The 19,182-nt window shown below is 64.1% G+C and carries 15 protein-coding genes and 1 tRNA gene; 11 read left to right on the top strand and 5 right to left on the bottom strand.

Features of this window, described 5'->3' with window-relative positions; all coding sequences use genetic code 11:
- Positions 1 to 7 precede the first annotated feature (7 nt).
- The 5 genes from PCA31118_RS23505 to PCA31118_RS23525 all read right to left on the bottom strand — a co-directional run bounded on the left by PCA31118_RS23505 (position 8) and on the right by PCA31118_RS23525 (position 6,203).
- Complete coding sequence (locus tag PCA31118_RS23505) at positions 8 to 1,987, bottom strand: ATP-binding response regulator (RefSeq protein WP_174990580.1); 1,980 nt, start codon at positions 1,985 to 1,987, stop codon at positions 8 to 10.
- Between the two features lie 533 nt (positions 1,988 to 2,520).
- A complete protein-coding gene (locus tag PCA31118_RS23510) occupies positions 2,521 to 3,240 on the bottom strand; it encodes a PqiC family protein (RefSeq protein ID WP_246190402.1) in 720 nt (239 codons plus the stop codon).
- Positions 3,237 to 4,910, bottom strand: a complete 1,674-nt coding sequence (locus PCA31118_RS23515) for a PqiB family protein (RefSeq protein ID WP_150627400.1) — start codon at positions 4,908 to 4,910, stop codon at positions 3,237 to 3,239. Before PCA31118_RS23515 ends, PCA31118_RS23510 begins: the two co-directional genes overlap by 4 nt.
- Positions 4,903 to 5,547 (bottom strand): paraquat-inducible protein A, encoded by a 645-nt coding sequence (locus PCA31118_RS23520; RefSeq protein ID WP_044455106.1) that lies wholly within the window; start codon positions 5,545 to 5,547, stop codon positions 4,903 to 4,905. The genes PCA31118_RS23515 and PCA31118_RS23520 overlap by 8 nt, the downstream gene beginning before the upstream one ends.
- Entirely contained in the window at positions 5,544 to 6,203 is a 660-nt protein-coding gene (locus PCA31118_RS23525) for a paraquat-inducible protein A (RefSeq protein WP_237165271.1), read from the bottom strand. The genes PCA31118_RS23520 and PCA31118_RS23525 overlap by 4 nt, the downstream gene beginning before the upstream one ends.
- A 216-nt stretch (positions 6,204 to 6,419) precedes the next feature.
- On the opposite strand from PCA31118_RS23525, the gene fdnG reads away from it, so the two are divergent.
- The 11 genes from fdnG to PCA31118_RS23575 all read left to right on the top strand — a co-directional run bounded on the left by fdnG (position 6,420) and on the right by PCA31118_RS23575 (position 19,054).
- Entirely contained in the window at positions 6,420 to 9,488 is a 3,069-nt protein-coding gene (gene fdnG / locus PCA31118_RS23530) for a formate dehydrogenase-N subunit alpha (RefSeq protein WP_150627401.1), read from the top strand.
- Positions 9,489 to 9,497: 9 nt separating this feature from the next.
- On the top strand, positions 9,498 to 10,448 hold the full coding sequence (fdxH, locus tag PCA31118_RS23535) for a formate dehydrogenase subunit beta (protein WP_150627402.1): 951 nt from the start codon (positions 9,498 to 9,500) through the stop codon (positions 10,446 to 10,448).
- A 2-nt stretch (positions 10,449 to 10,450) separates the two neighbouring features.
- Positions 10,451 to 11,098: a formate dehydrogenase subunit gamma gene (locus PCA31118_RS23540; protein ID WP_150627403.1), complete on the top strand. Its 648-nt coding sequence runs from the start codon at positions 10,451 to 10,453 to the stop codon at positions 11,096 to 11,098.
- A 45-nt stretch (positions 11,099 to 11,143) separates the two neighbouring features.
- Positions 11,144 to 12,187 carry a formate dehydrogenase accessory protein FdhE gene (gene fdhE, locus PCA31118_RS23545; protein ID WP_246190403.1) on the top strand — a complete coding sequence of 348 codons (1,044 nt, stop codon included), beginning with the start codon at positions 11,144 to 11,146 and terminating at the stop codon, positions 12,185 to 12,187.
- Positions 12,188 to 12,201: 14 nt separating this feature from the next.
- Positions 12,202 to 13,629, top strand: a complete 1,428-nt coding sequence (gene selA / locus PCA31118_RS23550; protein ID WP_150627488.1) for an L-seryl-tRNA(Sec) selenium transferase — start codon at positions 12,202 to 12,204, stop codon at positions 13,627 to 13,629.
- Positions 13,626 to 15,536, top strand: coding sequence for a selenocysteine-specific translation elongation factor (gene selB, locus PCA31118_RS23555; protein ID WP_150627404.1), 1,911 nt, complete (start codon positions 13,626 to 13,628; stop codon positions 15,534 to 15,536). The genes selA and selB overlap by 4 nt, the downstream gene beginning before the upstream one ends.
- A tRNA-Sec gene (locus PCA31118_RS23560) sits at positions 15,536 to 15,631 on the top strand. The genes selB and PCA31118_RS23560 overlap by 1 nt, the downstream gene beginning before the upstream one ends.
- 352 nt (positions 15,632 to 15,983) lie before the next feature.
- The gene (locus PCA31118_RS27120; RefSeq protein ID WP_174990581.1) at positions 15,984 to 16,133 is read left to right on the top strand and encodes a hypothetical protein; all 150 of its coding nucleotides are present in this window, start codon (positions 15,984 to 15,986) and stop codon (positions 16,131 to 16,133) included.
- A gap of 140 nt (positions 16,134 to 16,273) precedes the next feature.
- Positions 16,274 to 17,182, top strand: coding sequence for an acyltransferase (locus PCA31118_RS23565; protein WP_150627405.1), 909 nt, complete (start codon positions 16,274 to 16,276; stop codon positions 17,180 to 17,182).
- 34 nt (positions 17,183 to 17,216) lie between these two features.
- Positions 17,217 to 18,137 carry a LysR family transcriptional regulator gene (locus PCA31118_RS23570; RefSeq protein ID WP_150627406.1) on the top strand — a complete coding sequence of 307 codons (921 nt, stop codon included), beginning with the start codon at positions 17,217 to 17,219 and terminating at the stop codon, positions 18,135 to 18,137.
- Between the two features lie 140 nt (positions 18,138 to 18,277).
- Entirely contained in the window at positions 18,278 to 19,054 is a 777-nt protein-coding gene (locus PCA31118_RS23575) for a class II aldolase/adducin family protein (protein WP_150627407.1), read from the top strand.
- Positions 19,055 to 19,182 lie beyond the last annotated feature (128 nt).

A 19,182-nucleotide genomic window follows, 5' to 3' on the forward strand; every position in this document is an offset into this window, starting at 1 on the left:
CTGGTCGCTAGGTTTGCGACTTGAGCGCCTGCTCGACGGTATGTCGCAGCAGTTGCGCATCCACGGGTTTGTGCAGCAGCGGCCACGCACGGGCCGATGCTTCCACGATGCGCTGCGGGTCGGTGTCGCCGCTCAGGAGAATGGCCGGAATGGTGTCGTCGGCGAATTCTTCGTGTAGCCGGTCGATGGCGTCGATACCTGTTTCGTGATCGCGCAGCCGGAAGTCGCTCAGGATCAGGGCGGGCTTGCTGCCGGTAGCCGCCGCCGCGCGAACGATGTCCTCCCCGCTGCTGCCGCCGACGATGCGATAGCCCCACGCGTCGAGCAACAGACACAGGCCGTTGAGGTTCTCCGCGTCGTCCTCGATCACGCACACGAGCGGTTTCTCCGCGTCAATCCCCGCCGCGTCATGCTGCGCGGCGCCGGCGCTCAGATCTGGCGGCTGGCGCACGGCCCGCACGTCGGCCAGCGGCACGCTCAGCGAGAACACGCTGCCACGTGCCGGGACGGACCGAACGAACAACGGGTGGCCGAGCAGGTCGGCGGTCCGGCGCACGATCGCGAGGCCGAGGCCAAGGCCCTTGGAGCGATCGCGCTCCGGATTGCCGACCTGATGAAACTCGAGAAAGATCTTGTCGAGATCGCCTTCGGCAATCCCCACGCCCGTATCCCATACGTCGATGCGAACCCGATCACCGCGCCGGCGCCAACTGATCAGCACCCCGCCGTGGGTCGTGTGACGAATTGCGTTGTCGATCAGGTTGCGCAGCACCCTCTCCAGGAGCACCGGGTCGGATCTGACCGCCAGCGCATGACCGGAACGGGGCGGGCGCACGCGCAGGATCAGCCCCTTCGCGGCCGCTTGAGGCGCGTACTCCAACTGCAACTGATCGATCATCGGCGCGAGGTGCATCGCCCGGGCTTTCGGCTGGATCACCCCGGCGTCGAGACGGGAGATATTGAGCAGGCCGTCGAACAACTGTCCCATGGCGGCCGTTGCCCGCCCGATATGATCGACCAGTTGGCGGCTGCGGGCGTTGAGGGTCTGCTCGCGCAATACACCGACGTACAGGCTCAGCGCATGCACGGGCTGACGCAGATCGTGACTCGCGGCGGCAAGGAACCGCGACTTGGCTAGATTGCTGCGTTGCGCCGCGTCGCGCTCTACCGCCAGTCTCGCCAGCAGGTCATCGTTCTCGAAGCGCATGTGCAGCGAATCCATCTGAGTCCGGTACATCCGGTAAGCGAAGGTGAACGTGACAGCGAGGTACAGGCCCCCGGCGACCGCCAGGGTGGAATGAATGGTGCCGCCGAGCATGCCGAGCGCGACAAAGCTCGGTGCGTAGTAAGGGACTTCGAACGCCAGTAGTACCGGCGGATGGATGCAGTATGCGTAGATCGCCCCGGTGCCGAGCGTTAGCAATCCGACGATCATGAACATCTGCTGGGCGGCAGGGGCCTGGTATAGCCAGATGGCATAGGGAACGCCCCACAGCAGGCCTGCCGCCAGCGCGCCGACCCGCACGCGCCAATCCCACTGCCGCAACGTCCTGAGATCAGGGGCATCGGCCTCGGCGGTGCTGGCCGATGGTGCGGTTTGAGTCGAACTGGCGCTCGGCGTGGCATGATGCGCGGCATGCGCCGCTTTGGCCTTCCGGGCGGTGCGCCGCGAAAGTTGCCGTGGTCCGCCGATCAGCACGCTCGCGCGCCACAGCGTGAGCAATGCATGCGCGCCGGCCCAGAGCAGCAAGTCGCGTATCGGGAACACCTCGTGGAGCACGGCCACGATCAGCCAGACCGTGAGGAACGACCCGGCGAGCGAGGTCGGCAAATTCTTGCGCAGGGTGCGCAGACGCGCGACATAGACCTCGTCGTCATGCCCTCGCGCGAGGCGTGGTGAGTCGCTTCGGGCGGCTTGGGCGAGCACATGCGGGGACGCATGAGAGGGGGCGTGCGCGATGGACGGGTCGGCGTTCGGGGGCGGCACGGTGCGTGCCGTCCGGTCGTGCGCGGCGCGCGCGTCAGGGCGGTCCGAGGAAGGGGCGTTGGGCGCGTGCGGTGTCACGGGGCGGGTGGCGAATGAGAGGGAGCCGAATTGTGCCGAGGCATGCCGGAATGGCGCCCTGGGGCAGGCAGAGGTGAGTCTCCCATAGAAAAATCGCCCGCGCATGGGACTTTAGTCCAATGCCGATACGCAAAATGCTCGCTACGATGGACGTTGGGTTCGCCACACGGGGGCAGACGCATGGCCGGTGGGCGCATACGGCGCAAACGATGCGTTCGGCACACGCGTGGCGAGCCTGAGCGATATGTCGCTCGCAATAAACGGTCGGCGGGCTCCGGGGGGGGATCGCCGTCCGTGGCACCGGCCGGTTCCGCAACGCAGCGCGGAACCGGCGGTTACCGTGTCACCGCGCCTTGCGCCGCGCTGACTATCCCCTCCGCCTCAGCGCAGTCAATTGGCCCATTCAACAGGCCCATTCAACAGGCCCACTCAACCGGCCTACCCAGCCGAAGCACTCAACCAGCACAGCGGGCTGCGCCAGTGCCTTGTGCGCTGGTGGCGATGGCGTTGCCGATGCCGTCCGACAGCCGGTCGACGAGCTTGCGCTGTGCAGCGACGACGCCGTCGATGCCGCCCGAAGCGGGTTCCGTCGCCGCGAAGCGACACGTCAGCACGAGATCGCCAGGGACTTTGCGAACGCTCCACACCGCGGTCAATGCGGCCTGTTCGCCGGGCACCGACTCGAAACGTTGCACCGACGTCGACACGCGATAGACCGCAAGGCTATCGGCACGTGGCACGCCATACACATCCATGGCGCCCAGACGCTGCGTCAGGTTGCGCGAGATCGTCGACGTCAATTCGTTCTTGAGCGGCGCAGACCAGCGGGACGCTTCGAGAATGTCGACACGTCCGCCGCTGCGCGTGACCACGATTTGCGGCCGGTCGACCTGCTCGGGCACGGCCACCGGGGAAACCTCGATGGCGTAGGGCGTCGCCGGTGCGCTCGCCCCGGTCGTGGCGACGGCGCCCCCATTCACCCCGCCATTCACGCCCCCATTCACCCCGCCATTTGCATCGGCAAGCGTATAGAACGTGGGTTGCGGCGACGCGCAGCCCGCCAGCGCGAGCACGAAGGCGGCAGTCGCTGCCGTGGCGTTGAATCCCGCCAGTGGCGTCTCACGCCTGCGCGCGGCCGGGCGCGGGGAGCGGGTCATCTCGGTCGGCTTCGTCATGGTTGCGGATCCTTCGGTTTGCCGCGCAGCAGCGCTTCGGGGTGCTGCTGCAAGTAGTCGGCGAGTGTGTTCAGCGAGCGCAGCGTCTTCGTGAGTTCCTGCATGGCCTGACGCACGTCCTGCTGCACCGGCGCATCTTCGGACAGGGTGCGCTCGGCCGCGCCGAAGCTCTTCTTCGCTTCGCCCAGCGTCGCCTTCGCTTCCGGCGCAATTTCGCCATCGAGCTGGCGGAAGAGGCCCTGCGCGCTCTCGAGCGTCTTGTCGAGCTTGCGCAGCGACGAGTCGAGATTCTGTCCGATGCTATCGAACGGAATCTTGTCGAGCTTGCTCGCAATGTCCGCAATCTGGAGCTGCAACTGGTCGAGCGTATTGGGCACGGTCGGCATGTACAGCGTTTCACCGATACGTTCGGCCTTGGCGGGTTTGGCGCTCGGGAAGAAATCCAGCGCCACGTACAACTGGCCGGTCAGCAGGTTGCCGGTACGCAACTGACCCCGCAGGCCGCGCTGGACGAGGGCGTCCAGAATCCGGTGGCTCTGGAGTTCGGTCGGCGGCACGCTGTTGGTCGGGTCGCGACGGCGCAGGCGCTCCGGATAGACATCGACCGTCACCGGCATGTTGATCTGCTTGGTCGCCTGATCGAACTCCACGCCGATCGACGTGACTTCGCCAAGCGTGATGCCACGGAAGTCGACCGGCGCGCCGACGACCAGCCCGCGCAGCGACTGCTGGAAGCGGAACACCACCTGCACCGGATGCGTGTCGGGCGCCTTCATGGCGGTCGCTTCGTCCGGGGCCAGCCGGAATTCCTGGCCCGGCTTGGCGATCACGCCTGCGCCGGAGCCGTCCGGCGCCTGAAAGGCGATGCCGCCGATGACCACCGACGCGAGCGACTGCGTATTGACCTGGAAGCCGCTCGAATCGAGCCGCAGGTCGATACCGCTTGCATGCCAGAAGCGTGTGTTCGTGCCGACGTACTGGTCGTAGGGCGCCTGTACGAACACGCGCAGCGTCACGCCCTTGCCGTCCGGGTCCAGGGAATACGCCTCGACCTGACCGACCTGAATGCGCCGGTAGTAGATCGGCGAGCCGATGTCGAGCGAGCCGACGTCCGCGGCATGCAGCACGAACGGCTTGCCGGGCTGGCCGCTGGAGACCACCGGCGGCACTTCCAGCCCGACGAAGTGGCTGACCGACTCCTTCGACTTGCCCGCGTCGGCACCGATGTACGCGCCGGAGAGCAGCGTCGACAGGCCCGATACGCTGCCGCCTGCCACGCGCGGGCGCACGACCCACCAGCGCGAGTCCTTGACCGCAAAGTTCTTGGCGTTCTTGGTGAGGTCGACCGTCACGCGCACGTGCGAGAGATCGTCGGACAATTCGATGCTCTTGACCGTCCCGATGTCGACTTCCTTGTATTTGACCTTCGTCTTGCCGGCTTCGAGCCCTTCGGCGGTCTTGAAGTCGATGGTCACGCTCGGGCCGCGCTCGATGAGCACCTTGGCGACCAGTGACAGCCCGATGAGCGCCGCGACCAGCGGGATCAGCCAGACGAGCGACGGCGCCCAGCGCTTGCGCGGCTCGATCACCGGCGTGGGCAGGCCGCCGGCATCGGGCGGGGGAACGGCTTTCGGGTCTTGCGAATCCTTGGGGTCTTTCGGGTCAGTCATGATCGTCCTGTTCGGTGTCGTCGTCGCGGATCTGATCCCAGATCAGGCGAGGGTCGAACTGCATGGATGCCAACATGGTGAGTACGACGACGGATCCGAACGCCACGATGCCCGGCCCCGCCTGAATGACGGCCAGCGACTGAATATTGACTAGCGCGACCATCAGCGCGACGACGAAAACATCGAGCATCGACCAGCGGCCGATGAACTCGACCATGTGATACAGCTTGGTGCGTTGATGCGGTTTCCAGCGCACACCGCGCTGCGCCGTGAAGCACAGCAGCGATAGCGCAATGAGCTTGAGCATCGGGACGAGAATGCTCGCGGTGAACACGACGATGGCCAGGTCGTACTCGCCGCTGGTCCAGAAATAAATCACGCCGCTCATGATCGTGTCGCTGCTGTTTCCGAGCAGCGAGCGTGTCTGCATCATGGGCAGGACGTTGGCGGGAATGTACAGGATCGCCGCCGCAATCAGCAAGGCCCAGGTGCGGGTAAGGCTGTCGACCTTGCGCTGATGCAGCACCGCGCCGCATCGCGGGCAGCGCTCCTTTTCGACGGTTTTGACTTCGCGCGAGAGCCGGCCGCACACATGGCACGCGACGAGTCCTGCCGCTTTGGCGGAGATGTATTTCATCGCGTGGCCGACCCCGTGCGGTTCGTCTTTCGGGCCTTGAGCGCTTGCACCTCAGGGTCCGGCGTGCGGTCGATCACGATCCAGAGATTGCGCAGGTCGAACGAGAGCACCGTGGCGAGCAGCATGGTGAGCGCACCGAACGCCCAGAGCGCAATGCCCGGCAGCACGCTCGCCATGGCGGAGAGTTTCACGAGCGACACCAGCACCCCAAGCATGAAGACTTCGATCATGCCCCACGGCCGGCAGAACTCGATGGCGCGCATGACATGGAACACCCCGTAGGGGCGACGGCCGAGCGACAGCGGGGTAATCAGATGGATAAGGGCAAGCAGTTGCGACAGGGGAAACACCACCGTCGTGGCGAAGACGAGCAGGGCGACCAGCCACATGCCTTCGTTATAGAGGGCCCACGCTGCGCCCACGAGCGTGGTCTCGGTCACGATGCCCTGCACCTCGATCTCGACGATGGGGAACGCATTCGCAATCGCGAACACGATCAGGCATGTCAGGGTGAGCGCAAGTACGCGCGACAGGCGCAGGTCCGGGGAGCGGTAAAGAACCGAATGGCAACGCACGCACCGGGCGGTTTCGTGCGAAGGCAGTTCCGTGCGACGGTGAAGGGTGTCGCAGTTCGGACATGCGATCAGGTTCGTCACATCATCTTCTGGGGGCAATGTGTCCATTACCGGGGACGGTGACCAAAGTGACGCTCAGAATACCAAAATGTCAAGGAAGTTCCCACGAAATAAGCTGCAATCAGGCGCAATGCAACACGAGGCATGGTTTGTGCTAAGTCACGGAAATCGTTACTTCTTTGCTCTATACTCAACACACTCCCGCAAAGTTTCTCAAAATTTGAGGAGAATTCCCCCATGCTTAATATGTCCAGGCGCCAGTTCCTGAAAGTGAGTGGCGCAACGCTGGCCGGGTCCAGCCTGGCAATGCTCGGGTTCGCACCCGACGCGGCGCTGGCGGAGGTCCGTCAGTTCAAGCTGGCGCGAGCGACCGAAACCCGTAATACCTGTCCGTACTGCTCCGTGGCCTGTGGTCTGCTCATGTACAGCTACGGCGACGGCGCGAAGAACGCCAAGAAGAGCATCTTCCACATCGAAGGCGACCCCGACCACCCGGTCAACCGTGGCACGCTGTGCCCGAAGGGGGCGAGCCTCATCGACTTCATCCACAGCCCGAATCGTCTGACTCATCCGGAGTACCGCAAGCCGGGCTCCGACAAGTGGGAGCGGATTTCCTGGGACGATGCACTCGATCGCATCGCCAGGCTGATGAAGGCGGACCGCGATGCCAACTTCGTCGAGAAGACGGACGACGGCCTGACGGTCAACCGCTGGCTGACGACCGGCATGCTGGCCGCGTCGGCATCGAGCAACGAAGTCGGTTACATCACGCACAAGGTCATCCGCAGTACCGGGATGCTGGCATTCGACAACCAGGCACGTGTCTGACACGGCCCGACGGTGGCAGGTCTTGCCCCGACGTTTGGCCGTGGCGCGATGACGAACCATTGGGTCGACATCAAGAACGCGGATCTGGTACTTATCATGGGCGGCAACGCCGCCGAGGCACACCCGTGCGGTTTCAAATGGGTGACCGAGGCGAAGGCGCACAACAAGGCGCGCCTGATCGTCGTCGACCCGCGCTTCAACCGCTCGGCATCGGTTGCGGATTACTACGCCCCGATCCGTACCGGCACGGATATCGCCTTTCTCGGCGGGTTGATCAACTACCTGCTCACGAACGACAAGATCCAGCACGAATACGTCAAGAACTACACGGACTTCACCTTCCTGGTGAAAGACGAGTTCTCGTTCGAAGACGGCATCTATTCGGGTTACAACGCCGAGAAGCACACGTACGACAAGTCCTCCTGGGATTACCAGAAGGGCGCGGACGGCTACGTGCTCACCGACCCGACGCTGCAGCACCCGCGCACGGTGTTCCAGCTGATGAAGCAGCACTACTCACGCTACACCATCGAGATGGTCGAGCGCGTGTGCGGGACACCAGCCGACAAGGTCGAGTACATCTACAAGCAGATCGCCGAGTGTTCCACCCCGACGCGCACCATGACGATTCTGTACGCGCTGGGCTGGACGCAGCACTCGATCGGCTCGCAGATCATTCGTACCGGCGCGATGGTGCAACTGCTGCTGGGCAACATCGGCGCGGTGGGCGGCGGCATGAACGCGCTGCGCGGTCACTCGAACATTCAGGGGCTGACCGATCTCGGGCTGATGACCGATCTGCTGCCGGGCTACATGTCGTTGCCCAAGCAGGCGGAGCAGACCGTCGAGCAGTATCTGACGGCGCGCACGCAAAAGCCTTTGCGTCCGAACCAGCTCAGCTACTGGCAGAACTATCCGAAGTTCTACGTCAGCCTGATGAAGGCGTGGTGGGGCGACGCGGCAACGGCCGAGAACAACTGGGGCTATGACTATCTGCCCAAGCTCGACAAGCCGTACGACATGCTGCAAGTGCAGGAGTTGATGAGCAAGGGCAAGATGACCGGCTACATCGCGCAAGGGTTCAACCCGCTTGCCGCGACCCCGGCCAAGGTCAAGTGGGACAAGGCGCTCGCCCAGCTCAAGTTCCTCGTCGTCATGGATCCGCTGGCGACCGAGACGTCGGAGTTCTGGAAGAACTTCGGTGAGCACAACGACGTCGACTCCAGCAAGATCCAGACGGAAGTGTTCCGTCTGCCGACGACCTGCTTCGCCGAAGAAGACGGCGCACTGGTCAACTCGGGACGCTGGCTGCAGTGGCACTGGAAAGGTGGCGAGCCGCCGGGCGAGGCGCGCACCGACATCGAGATCATGTCGGCGTTGTTCCTGCGCCTTCGCGAGATGTACAAGACGCAGGGCGGCAAGTATCCCGACCCGATCGTCAATCTCGCGTGGCCGTATGCGCAGCCCGAGAGCCCGACGCCCGAAGAGCTCGCCAAGGAGTACAACGGTCGTGCGCTCAAGGATCTCGTCGATCCGAAGGATCCGACCAAGGTCACGCGCAAGGCGGGCGAGCAGTTGTCGGGCTTCGCGGAGCTCAAGGACGACGGCAGCACCTCGTCGGGCTGCTGGATCTTCGCAGGCGCATGGACGCAGGCCGGCAACCAGATGGCCCGGCGCGACAACAGCGATCCGACCGGCATCGGTCAGACGTTGAACTGGGCCTGGGCATGGCCGGCGAACCGTCGCATTCTGTATAACCGTGCGTCGGCCGACCTCGCGGGCAAGCCGTTCAACCCGAAGCGCAAGCTGATCTACTGGAACGGCAAGGCGTGGACGGGCGCGGATGTGCCCGACTTCAAGGTGGATGAAGATCCGGCCGGCGGCATGAGTCCGTTCATCATGAACCCCGAGGGCGTTGCGCGTTTCTTCGCCAAGGGCGCCATGGCCGAAGGACCGTTCCCCGAGCATTACGAGCCTTTCGAGACGCCGCTGGGTTACAACCCGCTGCATCCGAAGCAACCCAAGGCCACGAGCAACCCGGGCGCACGCGTGTTCCCGGACGATCTGGCCACCATGGGCCGCGCCGAGCAGTTCCCTTATGTGGCCACGACCTATCGTCTGACCGAGCATTTCCACTACTGGACCAAGCACGCGTTGCTGAACTCGATCATCCAGCCCGAGCAGTTCGTCGAAATCGGCGAGGCGCTGGCCAAGGAGATCGGGGTGGTGGCGGGTGACACGGTCAAGGTGTCGTCCAACCGCGGCTATATCAAGGCCAAGGCGGTCGTCACCAAGCGCCTGCGCGCGCTCAAGGTGGACGGCAAGACGGTTCACCACGTGGGCATTCCGATTCACTGGGGCTTCAAGGGGCTGACCAAACCCGGGTTCCTCGCGAACACGCTCACGCCGATCGTCGGCGACGCCAATTCGCAGACACCCGAGGTGAAGTCGTTCCTCGTGAAGGTCGAGAAGGCATAAGGGGGCGCCATGGCATTGCAATCACTGGATATCAAACGGCGCTCGGCAACGACCTTGCCGTCGCCCTCTGTGCGTGAGGCGCACACGGGCGACGTCGCCAAACTCATCGATGTCTCCAAGTGCATCGGCTGCAAGGCATGTCAGACGGCATGCATGGAGTGGAACGATCTGCGCGACGAAGTCGGCACCAATGTCGGGGTGTACGACAACCCGGCCGACCTGACGGCGGACTCATGGACGCTCATGCGTTTCACGGAGTACGAAAACCCGAAGGGCGACCTGGAATGGCTCATCCGCAAGGATGGCTGCATGCATTGCGAGGACCCGGGCTGCCTGAAGGCGTGCCCGTCGCCGGGCGCGATCGTGCAGTACGCCAACGGCATCGTCGATTTCCACGAAGAAGCGTGCATCGGATGCGGATACTGCATTACCGGGTGTCCGTTCAACATTCCGCGCATCTCGCAAAAGGATCACAAGGCATACAAATGCACGCTGTGTTCCGATCGCGTGTCCGTGGGGTTGGAGCCGGCTTGCGTGAAGACCTGCCCGACCGGCGCGATCATGTTCGGCACGAAGGACGCCATGAAGGACCAGGCGGCCGAGCGCATCGAAGACCTGAAGTCGCGCGGTTTCGATAACGCCGGGCTATACGATCCGGCCGGCGTGGGCGGCACGCATGTGATGTACGTGCTGCACCATGCCGACAAGCCGTCGCTGTATCACGGCTTGCCGGACAATCCGCGCATCAGTCCGATGGTGACGTTCTGGAAGGGCATGGCCAAACCGCTGGGCGTGGCCGCGATGGCGCTCACGGCCATCGCCGGCTTCTTCCACTACATCAAGAGCGGTCCGAACGAAACGACCGAGGAAGATGAAGCGCAGGCCCGTCGGTACGATGCCTCCCGCAAGGGCGGCGGTCCCGACGGCGAGAAGGGCGTTCGCACGCACGAGGAGGTCTGACCATGGCGCATGACGCTGAAGTTGGCAAGTCGGGTCGGGACGACCTGATCGAGCGCTACAACGCCGCAGAGCGCATCAACCACTGGGTCGTCGCGGGCACCTTCATTCTGCTTGCGCTCTCCGGGCTGGCGCTATTCCATCCGTCGATGTTCTGGCTCACCAATCTGTTCGGTGGCGGGCCGTGGACACGGATTCTGCACCCGTTCGTCGGGCTGGTGATGTTCGTCGCCTTCGTGTGGCTCGCGCTGCGGCTCGCCCGCTACAACAAGTTCGAGCAACGCGACGCCGAGTGGATGAAGCACATCGGCGACGTGCTCAACAATCGCGAGGAAAATCTGCCGGAGGTCGGGCGCTACAACGCCGGACAGAAGCTGCTTTTCTACGTGATGGTGTTGTGCATGATCGGGCTGTTGCTCTCGGGTATCGTGATCTGGCGCGCATACTTCGCGTTCTATTTCCCGATCTGGGTGATTCGTCTGGCGTCGGACGTGCACGCGGTGTGTGCATTCGTGTTGATTTGCGGCATCATTACGCACATCTACGCGGCGATCTGGATCAAGGGTTCCGTGCGCGCCATGACGCGCGGTACCGTCACCCGCGGCTGGGCGTGGAAACATCATCGCGCCTGGTACAAGCAGCTCAACAAATAAGTCCGGCCCTGCTGGTGGCCGGACACTCATACGAGGCCGGCCACCTTGCAACGCATTCTCGAACCCGGGCAGATCGAATCGCTCGATCGCACCTCCATTCCCCGTTTGCGCATGCCGCAACGCGCCGAAGTGTTTTCGGCGCGCGCGGCACGTTTGCGTCAGTTGGCTGACGGCCATCCGCTGGGGGACTACCTGCGGCTAATGGCCGCACTTGTGGATGCGCAGCAGCATGTGCTCGACAACTTCCAGGCCGAGCGTCCCTCGCCCGAGTCCATCGAACAGGCGCAGCAGCACTGCATGCCGCTCGTGCCCGCCTCCGGCGGTTACGACGCCGGGCGCTGGCAGCCGTTGCTCGTCCCGCTGCTCGATGCGGTGGCGGCACAGCCGGCGTTGCCCGCCGCCGTCAAAGGGGTGATCGAGCGTGTTCGCGCGGCCGACCCGGCAGCGCTCGAAGCCGGTGCACAGGCATTGCTCGCGGGACACGGCAAGGGTGTCGATGCCGCGAGCGCGCCGTTTCTGATGGCGGCGCTGCAAGTACTCTGGACCGGCGTGGCGAGCACCTTCGAGGCCGGTGAAGTGCCGATGCTCGACGTCCCCAATGTCTGCCCCGTTTGTGGCACGCTGCCGGTGGCAAGCGTGGTGCGCATCGGCGGCGCGCATGAAGGCTATCGCTATCTTTGCTGCGGGTTGTGCGCGACCGAGTGGCACATGGTCCGCGTGAAGTGCACGCATTGCGAAGCGAGCGAGCACGTCGCCTATCACGTCGTCGACACGGCGGGCGCAGGGACCGACGCCGCATTGGCCTCGGAGGCTGAGAGCGCCGTGGCTGACGGTGGCATTCTCAAGGGGCCGGACGGGCGACCGAAGCTCGACGAGGCGTCGAAGCGGGTTGCGTCGTCGCCGATTCGCGCGGAGTCGTGTGACGATTGTCACAGCTATCGGAAGATCTTCTATCAGGACAAGGACCCGTTCGTCGAACCGGTCGCCGACGACCTCGCCAGTCTGGCGCTGGACGTACTGATGGGCGAGGCGGGTTACGCACGCGCCAACGGCAACCCGTTGCTCTGGCAGAACGCCGAAGACGCCTGATGGGGACGACGCCGATGGCAGAGCATGACAAGGGGCGCGCGGGCGCGGTGGATCTGCCGTCGCTCGACCGGTTGCTGGGAACGCCCGGTTTTCAGGCGGCACTTGCCGACTTCGGTCATACGCAGGTCGTTGCCGCGTTGCGCAGCGATCTCGACGCGCGTCGTGCGCAGGCGCGCGCCGGCACACTCACACACGATGCGCTGACGCCGGCGGCATTCGGCGCGCGGGTCGTCGCCACGTTGACCGAGCGCAATCGCGCGACGCTGCGCCCCGTCTTCAATCTCACCGGCACGGTGCTGCACACGAACCTTGGGCGGGCGTTGTTGCCCGAGGCGGCCATCGAGTCGGTCATGCAGGCGCTGACCTCGCCCGCCAATCTCGAATTCGATCTGGCCACCGGGGGACGCGGCGATCGCGACGACCTCATCGCACCGCTGCTCTGCGAGCTCACCGGCGGCGAGGCGGCGACGGTCGTCAATAACAACGCGGCGGCGGTGCTGCTGATGCTGGCGACGCTGGCCAGGCGCCGGGAAGTGGTCGTGTCGCGCGGCGAACTGGTGGAGATCGGCGGGGCCTTTCGCATTCCCGACATCATGACGCATGCGGGCGCGAAGCTCGTCGAGATCGGTACGACCAATCGCACGCATGCGGCCGACTATCGCAATGCCATTGGCGAAAAGACGGCGCTGCTGATGAAGGTGCATTGCAGTAATTACGAAGTCACGGGCTTCACCAAGAGCGTCGATGTGGCCGAGGTCGTGGAGATCGCAAAGCCGCACGGCGTGCCGGTGGCGGTCGATCTCGGCAGCGGCACGCTCACCCCGATGGAGCGATGGGGGCTGCCGCACGAGACGACCGTGCAGGAGACGATTGCCGCAGGCGCGGACCTCGTGACGTTCTCCGGCGACAAGCTGCTTGGCGGTCCGCAGGCGGGCATGATCGTCGGTCGTAAAGACCTCATCGCGAAGATCAAGAAGCATCCGCTCAAGCGCGCGCTCCGGGTGGGCAAACTCACGCTCGCGGCGCTGGAACCGGTGCTGCGTCTGTATCGGGATCCCGATCATCTGCCCGAGCGGCTGACCACGCTTCGCCTGCTCACGCGTACGCGCGACGAGATGGCGGCGCAAGCCGGGCGGCTGGCGCCGGTGCTCGCGAAATCACTGGGCGAGGACTACACCGTGACGGCCGCCCCGATGGTCAGCCAGATCGGCAGCGGAGCGTTGCCGGTGGAGCAACTTCCGAGTTATGGGCTGGCGATTGCGCCGGCTGGCGGCAAGCGCGGCAGCGGGCGCGCGCTGGCGAGACTCGAAGCTGCGTTACGCGGGTTGCCGTATCCCGTGATCGGACGCATTGCCGACCAGACGCTCTGGCTCGATCTGCGTTGCCTCGAAGCGGGTGACGAAGCGCGACTGTCGTTGCAGCTTGCGGAGTTGCGCGCATGATCGTCGGCACCGCAGGGCACATCGACCATGGCAAGACGAGTCTCGTTCGCGCGCTGACCGGGGTCGACACCGATCGTCTCAAGGAAGAGAAGGCGCGCGGCATTTCCATTGAGCTGGGATATGCCTACACACCCTTGCCGGACGGCGAGGTGCTGGGATTCATCGACGTGCCGGGGCACGAGAAGCTGATCCATACCATGGCGGCGGGCGCCGTCGGCATCGACTTCGCGCTGCTGGTGATTGCGGCGGACGACGGCATCATGCCGCAGACCCGCGAGCATCTCGCCATTCTGACGATGCTGGGCGTGACACGTGGCGTCGTTGCGTTGTCGAAGGCCGATCGCGTAGATGCTGCACGGCTCGCGGCGGTGACGAACGAGATCGGGGCGTGGCTCGCAGGCACGCCCCTTGCAAGTGCCGAAGTGATTCCCGTGTCTGCGACGACGACGGGCGATGTGGGCGTCGCGGCATTGCGTGAGCGTCTGACGCAAGCGGCGGGCGCGTTGCTGGCGTCGGGCAATGCTGCGCGTCGCGACGATGCGCTGTTCCGACTGGCGGTCGACCGCGTCTTCACGTTGGCGGGGCACGGCACGGTGGTGACGGGCACGGCCTTCGCGGGCACCGTGCGCGTGGGCGATACGCTGACGGTGATGCCGCAGAAGTTGCCGGTGCGGGTGCGAAGCATCCATGCGCAGAATCGTCCTGTGCAGGCTGGCCGGGCGGGCGAGCGTTGCGCATTGAATCTGGCGGGTATCGAGCGCGATCAGCTCGCGCGTGGCGACTGGATCGTGGCGCCGGGCTTGTCCGAGCCATCGACGAATGTGGACGTCGAGCTGCACTGGCTCCCGGGCAGCGCGCCGCTCACGCAGTGGTTTCCGCTGCATGTGCATCTTGGCACGACACACGTGCAGGCGCGCACGGTGCTGCTCGGCGGGGATACGCTTGCCCCCGGCGCCTCGATGCGGGTGCAGCTCGTGTTCGACACGCCGGTGTGCACGATGCCGGGCGACCGGTTCATCGTGCGCAATCCGCAAGCCACGGCGACCGTCGGCGGCGGGCGCGTGCTCGATCAGGCCGCGCCGGAGCGCAAGCGTCGTTCGGCGCCCAGACTGGCGTGGCTCGACGCCGTCGCGCGGTATCTCGATGGCGACGGGCTTGACGCCTTGCTCGCGCAATCGCCCTTCGGTCTGACGAGTGGTCAGGTCGTCACGGTGACGGGGTTGCCTGCGACGCAATGGGCATGGCCGTCGGGGGCTGTGGTGCACACGGGGTCCGAGGGCGAATCACTGGCATTCGCGCCGCAGGCGTGGGAGGTCATGCGTGCGCGAGTGCTCGCCTCGCTGAGCGACTATCACGCACGGGTGCCGGACGAGCCGGGGCTCGACGCGGCCCGACTGGGGCGCATGACCTGGCCGGCGCTGGACGCGGCACGTTGGCGCGTGATCGTGCAGGCCTTGTTGAGCGAAGGGTCGCTGGCGCGCACTGGTGCATGGTGGCACCTGCCGACGCATCGCGTCGAAATGACCGATGAGGAAAACGCGCTGGCGCAGGCGTTGCTGCCGAAGGTGGCGCAGGGACGTTTCGATCCGCCGTGGGTGCGCGACATGGGGCGCGAGCTGAACGTGCCGGAAGACCGGGTGCGTTCGGTCCTGCGCAAGCTTGCGCGGCAGGGGCGAGTGCATCAGATCGTCAAGGATCTGTTCTACGACGATGCGTGGGTGCAGACGCTCGCCGACATGATTGCAGGGGCTGACGGTCGGGTGGAAGCCGGTGCGTTTCGGGATGCGACGGGATTGGGTCGCAAGCGCGCGATTCAGATTCTGGAGTTCTTCGACCGTGCGGGATATACTCGCCGCGTTGGCGATTTGCATGTGCGGCGCCCCGGTGTGGTTTGGGGCGCGGTGTAGGAAGGCATCCGTATCCGGTGATGCGGCCGGGCTTCAAACCCGGTTGGGGGCGTCAGACGCTCCCAGGTCGGTTCGACTCCGGCTGCCCTCCGCCAAACACGGCTAAAACACAACCCAAATGCAACAAAAAACAATGAGGGCTCCCTGCGCGGGAGCCCTTCTTTTTTGGGGCGACGTGTTCAGCTCTGCTGGCCGCCCGGCACCATGCGCGCCGTCGAGAATCTGCTGGCGGCTTTCGGTTTTGGCCGACTCGGCGGACGCCCGCCGGATCTGCTCAATTCGGAAATGCTGTGCGACTGTTGCAGCTTCTAGATCGAACGTTCTGCTTGATCCCGTGCTACCGATAAGTCGATGAAGGAACGCGCGACTTCCGCGATCCCGTAAAATGGCGCCGATGCGGCACGAAGAGGTCGCGCGCTACGTCCGGGGCTATGGAGGGCTTCCGAAATGAAAAAACTAACGTTCCTGCTGCTGGCCGCATCGGTCCTGCTGACCAGTTGTGCCGTTTATCTTCCTGACGACGGACCGCACGGCGGTCGTGGCGGCCCTGGCAACGGATACTGCCCGCCAGGGCAGGCGAAGAAGGGTAACTGCTGAACTCAGGCTGGCACCGGTCCCCGCTTGTGAAGCGGGGACGGCGGTAGCGGCAAAGTACACCGTACATCGATAAGCGCGTCTTGCATTCTCGTATAATCCAGCCACTAAAAAAATAGACTGGATCATTGCGAGGTTTAACTATGCCGGTTCCGCGTGAGGCCGTTGTCTGGGCCTATCGTTTTTTCCTCGGTCGCGACCCTGAATCCGAAAATGCGATCATTGGAAAGATGAAGTTGGAGGACGAAGTTCGCCTGATGCAGGAATTTACCAATTCAAGAGAGTTCAAGGCGAAGCGCCGCGACCTCGTTGTATTTGGCAACTTTGAAGCGGATCGTAAGGAAAAGCTGAGCGCGCCTGCCGGGATGAAGACGATCCGCATCCGTGAAATGCCCGCTTCAAGCTTACGCAACGGGGCGGAACGAATTTCTGGAACGATTACGTTCCCATTGGCTGACGAAGAGAAGTTAAAGGACGTTATTTTTTCGTTCCACGGGCCGAAGGAAGCGGAATCGCTTACGGGCGTCGAAATCGTTCTGAAATCCGTTCCAGCGCTTTATCTGGCGATCTCCGATTCCGAACAAAAAGTTACCGTGGGTGAAAAATGTTCGGGCCGTTGGATATTCCATTTGTGGGGACCCGCAATTGTCCAGATCGGCGATCGGGTAACGTCCAACGGCACGGATTGCTTCATTAATCCAGGCGGCTCGATGCTTGTGGGTGACGATTGCATGTTCGCCAACGCATTTGTTCATGTCGGCGATAACCACGCAATTATCGACGCAGTCTCCGGCGCGCCGCTCAATTACTCTCCGAACGCGCGAATCGAGTTCAAAAAGCATGTTTGGGTGGCGTCTCGGGCCACAATCCTTGCCGATACGACGATTGGCGCCGGATGTGTCATCGGCGCGGGCTCGATCGTGAAAGGTAATTTCGACGACAAGTCGCTGATCGTCGGCGTGCCGGCGAAGGTCGTGAGAACAGGCGTGTCCTGGACACGGAGTTACGAGGGGCGCGGAGCCGAGGACGTGCTCGAAATGCTGAACACATGACCCGCGCGTTAACCTCGCCGCACATGAAGGATCCATGGCCCTGAGCCGACTGAATGCCCGACAGCTTGAGACGTTCCTCGCGATTGCGGATTGCGGGAGCATTGCACGCGCCGCCGACAGGGTCTGCCTGACGCCGTCGGCCGTGAGTCAGTTGCTTGGTGAACTGGAGCGTGAAGTCGGGTTTCGGCTCTTCGACAGAACCACGCGGCGAGTCTCGCTCACGGCGGCCGGTGCCGACTTTCTGCCTGCCGCGTCGGCCGCCATGGCGCAACTCTACGCGGCAGAGCGTTCGGCCAGGAACATCAGGGAGCGGGCGTCGGGCGTCATTCGCGTCGGCGCGCCGCTCGTTCTGTGTGCGGCCGTCCTGCCCGATGCCATTGCCGCGTACCGAACCCTGCACCCGAACGTGAGCGTCCGGCCGTCGGACGTCGAAGTCGAAAAACTCGTGCCATCCGTTGCCGACGCGCAGATCGACATCGCGCTCGGCCCCAACCAGCCGCTGGGCGAACGGGTGAGCGCCACGCCTCTGTTCGACAGCCCATGGGTGGTCTGGTGTTCGCCGCAACACGCGCTCGCGCGATACGACGTCGTGCCGTGGGAGGTATTGCGGGAAACGTCCGTGGTGGCCACCGGGCGCGACCACGAGTACAGCGTAACGCGCATGCTGAGCGATCAGCCGGACAGTCAGCGCGTGTTGCCCGTCGAAATCGTCGAGAACGTGACGACCGCGTTCGGACTGGCACGCGCGGGCCTCTCCGTCACGCTCGCACCCGATTATGTGCAAGGCTTCGCGCGTAGCCAGGGGCTGGTAATGCGCCGAACCGGAAAACCGGAGACGATTCGGCAAATCTGTCTCTATCACTCGAAAGAACGCGCGCTATCGCCGGCCGCCGCCGGGTTTCATGATTTCCTCGTGCGCTGGGTCGGCGACTGGTACAAGGCGCTGGCGGCATAACACGCTGCGCCCATTTTGCGCCCATTCTTCGCCCATTCTTCGCCCATTCGTAAGCGCGCTTAAGCAATCGCTAAGCCGAAATCGCGATACGCAACGCGAGGCCGCGTAGACTCTTCCCGAGGACTGAGGAGACACGCAACATGACAACGATTTCGGCATTGCCCGCATTCGCTTCATTCAAGCAACCAGACAATATCGACGACAACGAGTGGGCCGCACGATGTGAGCTGGCCGCCTGCTACCGGGTGTTCGACTACCTGGGCTGGACAGAGCTGATCTACAACCACATCACGCTTCGTTTAAGCGATGCCAACCCGCCCGCGTTCCTGATCAATCCCTTCGGGTTGCATTACTCCGAAGTGACGCCGCTCAATCTCGTCAAAGTGGACGGCGCGGGCAATATCCTCGGGGATAGCCGATACCCGATCAATCCGGCCGGATTCACGGTGCACGCAGCGCTGCACAACGGTTTGCCCGGGGCGCATTGCGTCATGCACACCCATACGACGGCGGGCGTTGCCGTCGCCTGTTCCGCCGCCGGTCTGCGCAGCGACAACTTCTACAGCGCGCAACTGCAGGCGCGCGTGGCGTATCACGATTTCGAGGGTGTCACCGTCAATGCCGAGGAGGGGCCGAGACTGATTCGCAGCATCGATGGAAAAAAGGCGGTGATTCTGCGCAATCATGGGCTGCTTTCCTGGGGCGGCAGCCTGCCGGAAGCGTTCACATACCTGTGGACACTGAACCGCGCCTGCGAAATCCAGCTCGCGACCAGCATGATGGGGCCCTCATTGGCCATCAGCCCCGACATCACGCAAAAATGCGCGCGCGATGCCCTGCAATTCGACCCGGCGTTCGGTGCGGGGCGCGACGTGTTCGATGCGCTCGTGCGCGTGGCTTTCCGGGCCAAGGGCTGAGACACTACGTTCGCCGCGGTGGTGTCGGGAGCCGTGCGTTCAGGCCTAGTCCGGTGAACCTCGCCGCCCATTGCGACAGCATCGGACAGCATTGGACAGCCTTGTGCAACAGTGTGTTGCAGGGGGCT

The sequence above is a fragment of the Pandoraea captiosa genome, from assembly GCF_902459775.1.
Classification (GTDB): Bacteria; Pseudomonadota; Gammaproteobacteria; order Burkholderiales; family Burkholderiaceae; genus Pandoraea; species Pandoraea captiosa.

Bases quoted from the DNA above. Each gene is read 5' to 3' on its own strand.
- PCA31118_RS23510 (WP_246190402.1), bottom strand. From the start codon at position 3,240: ATGACGAAGCCGACCGAGATGACCCGCTCCCCGCGCCCGGCCGCGCGC.
- PCA31118_RS23515 (WP_150627400.1), bottom strand. From the start codon at position 4,910: ATGACTGACCCGAAAGACCCCAAGGATTCGCAAGACCCGAAAGCCGTT.
- PCA31118_RS23520 (WP_044455106.1), bottom strand. From the start codon at position 5,547: ATGAAATACATCTCCGCCAAAGCGGCAGGACTCGTCGCGTGCCATGTG.
- fdxH (WP_150627402.1), top strand. From the start codon at position 9,498: ATGGCATTGCAATCACTGGATATCAAACGGCGCTCGGCAACGACCTTG.
- PCA31118_RS23540 (WP_150627403.1), top strand. From the start codon at position 10,451: ATGGCGCATGACGCTGAAGTTGGCAAGTCGGGTCGGGACGACCTGATC.
- selA (WP_150627488.1), top strand. From the start codon at position 12,202: ATGGCAGAGCATGACAAGGGGCGCGCGGGCGCGGTGGATCTGCCGTCG.
- selB (WP_150627404.1), top strand. From the start codon at position 13,626: ATGATCGTCGGCACCGCAGGGCACATCGACCATGGCAAGACGAGTCTC.
- PCA31118_RS27120 (WP_174990581.1), top strand. From the start codon at position 15,984: ATGAAAAAACTAACGTTCCTGCTGCTGGCCGCATCGGTCCTGCTGACC.
- PCA31118_RS23565 (WP_150627405.1), top strand. From the start codon at position 16,274: ATGCCGGTTCCGCGTGAGGCCGTTGTCTGGGCCTATCGTTTTTTCCTC.
- PCA31118_RS23570 (WP_150627406.1), top strand. From the start codon at position 17,217: ATGGCCCTGAGCCGACTGAATGCCCGACAGCTTGAGACGTTCCTCGCG.
- PCA31118_RS23575 (WP_150627407.1), top strand. From the start codon at position 18,278: ATGACAACGATTTCGGCATTGCCCGCATTCGCTTCATTCAAGCAACCA.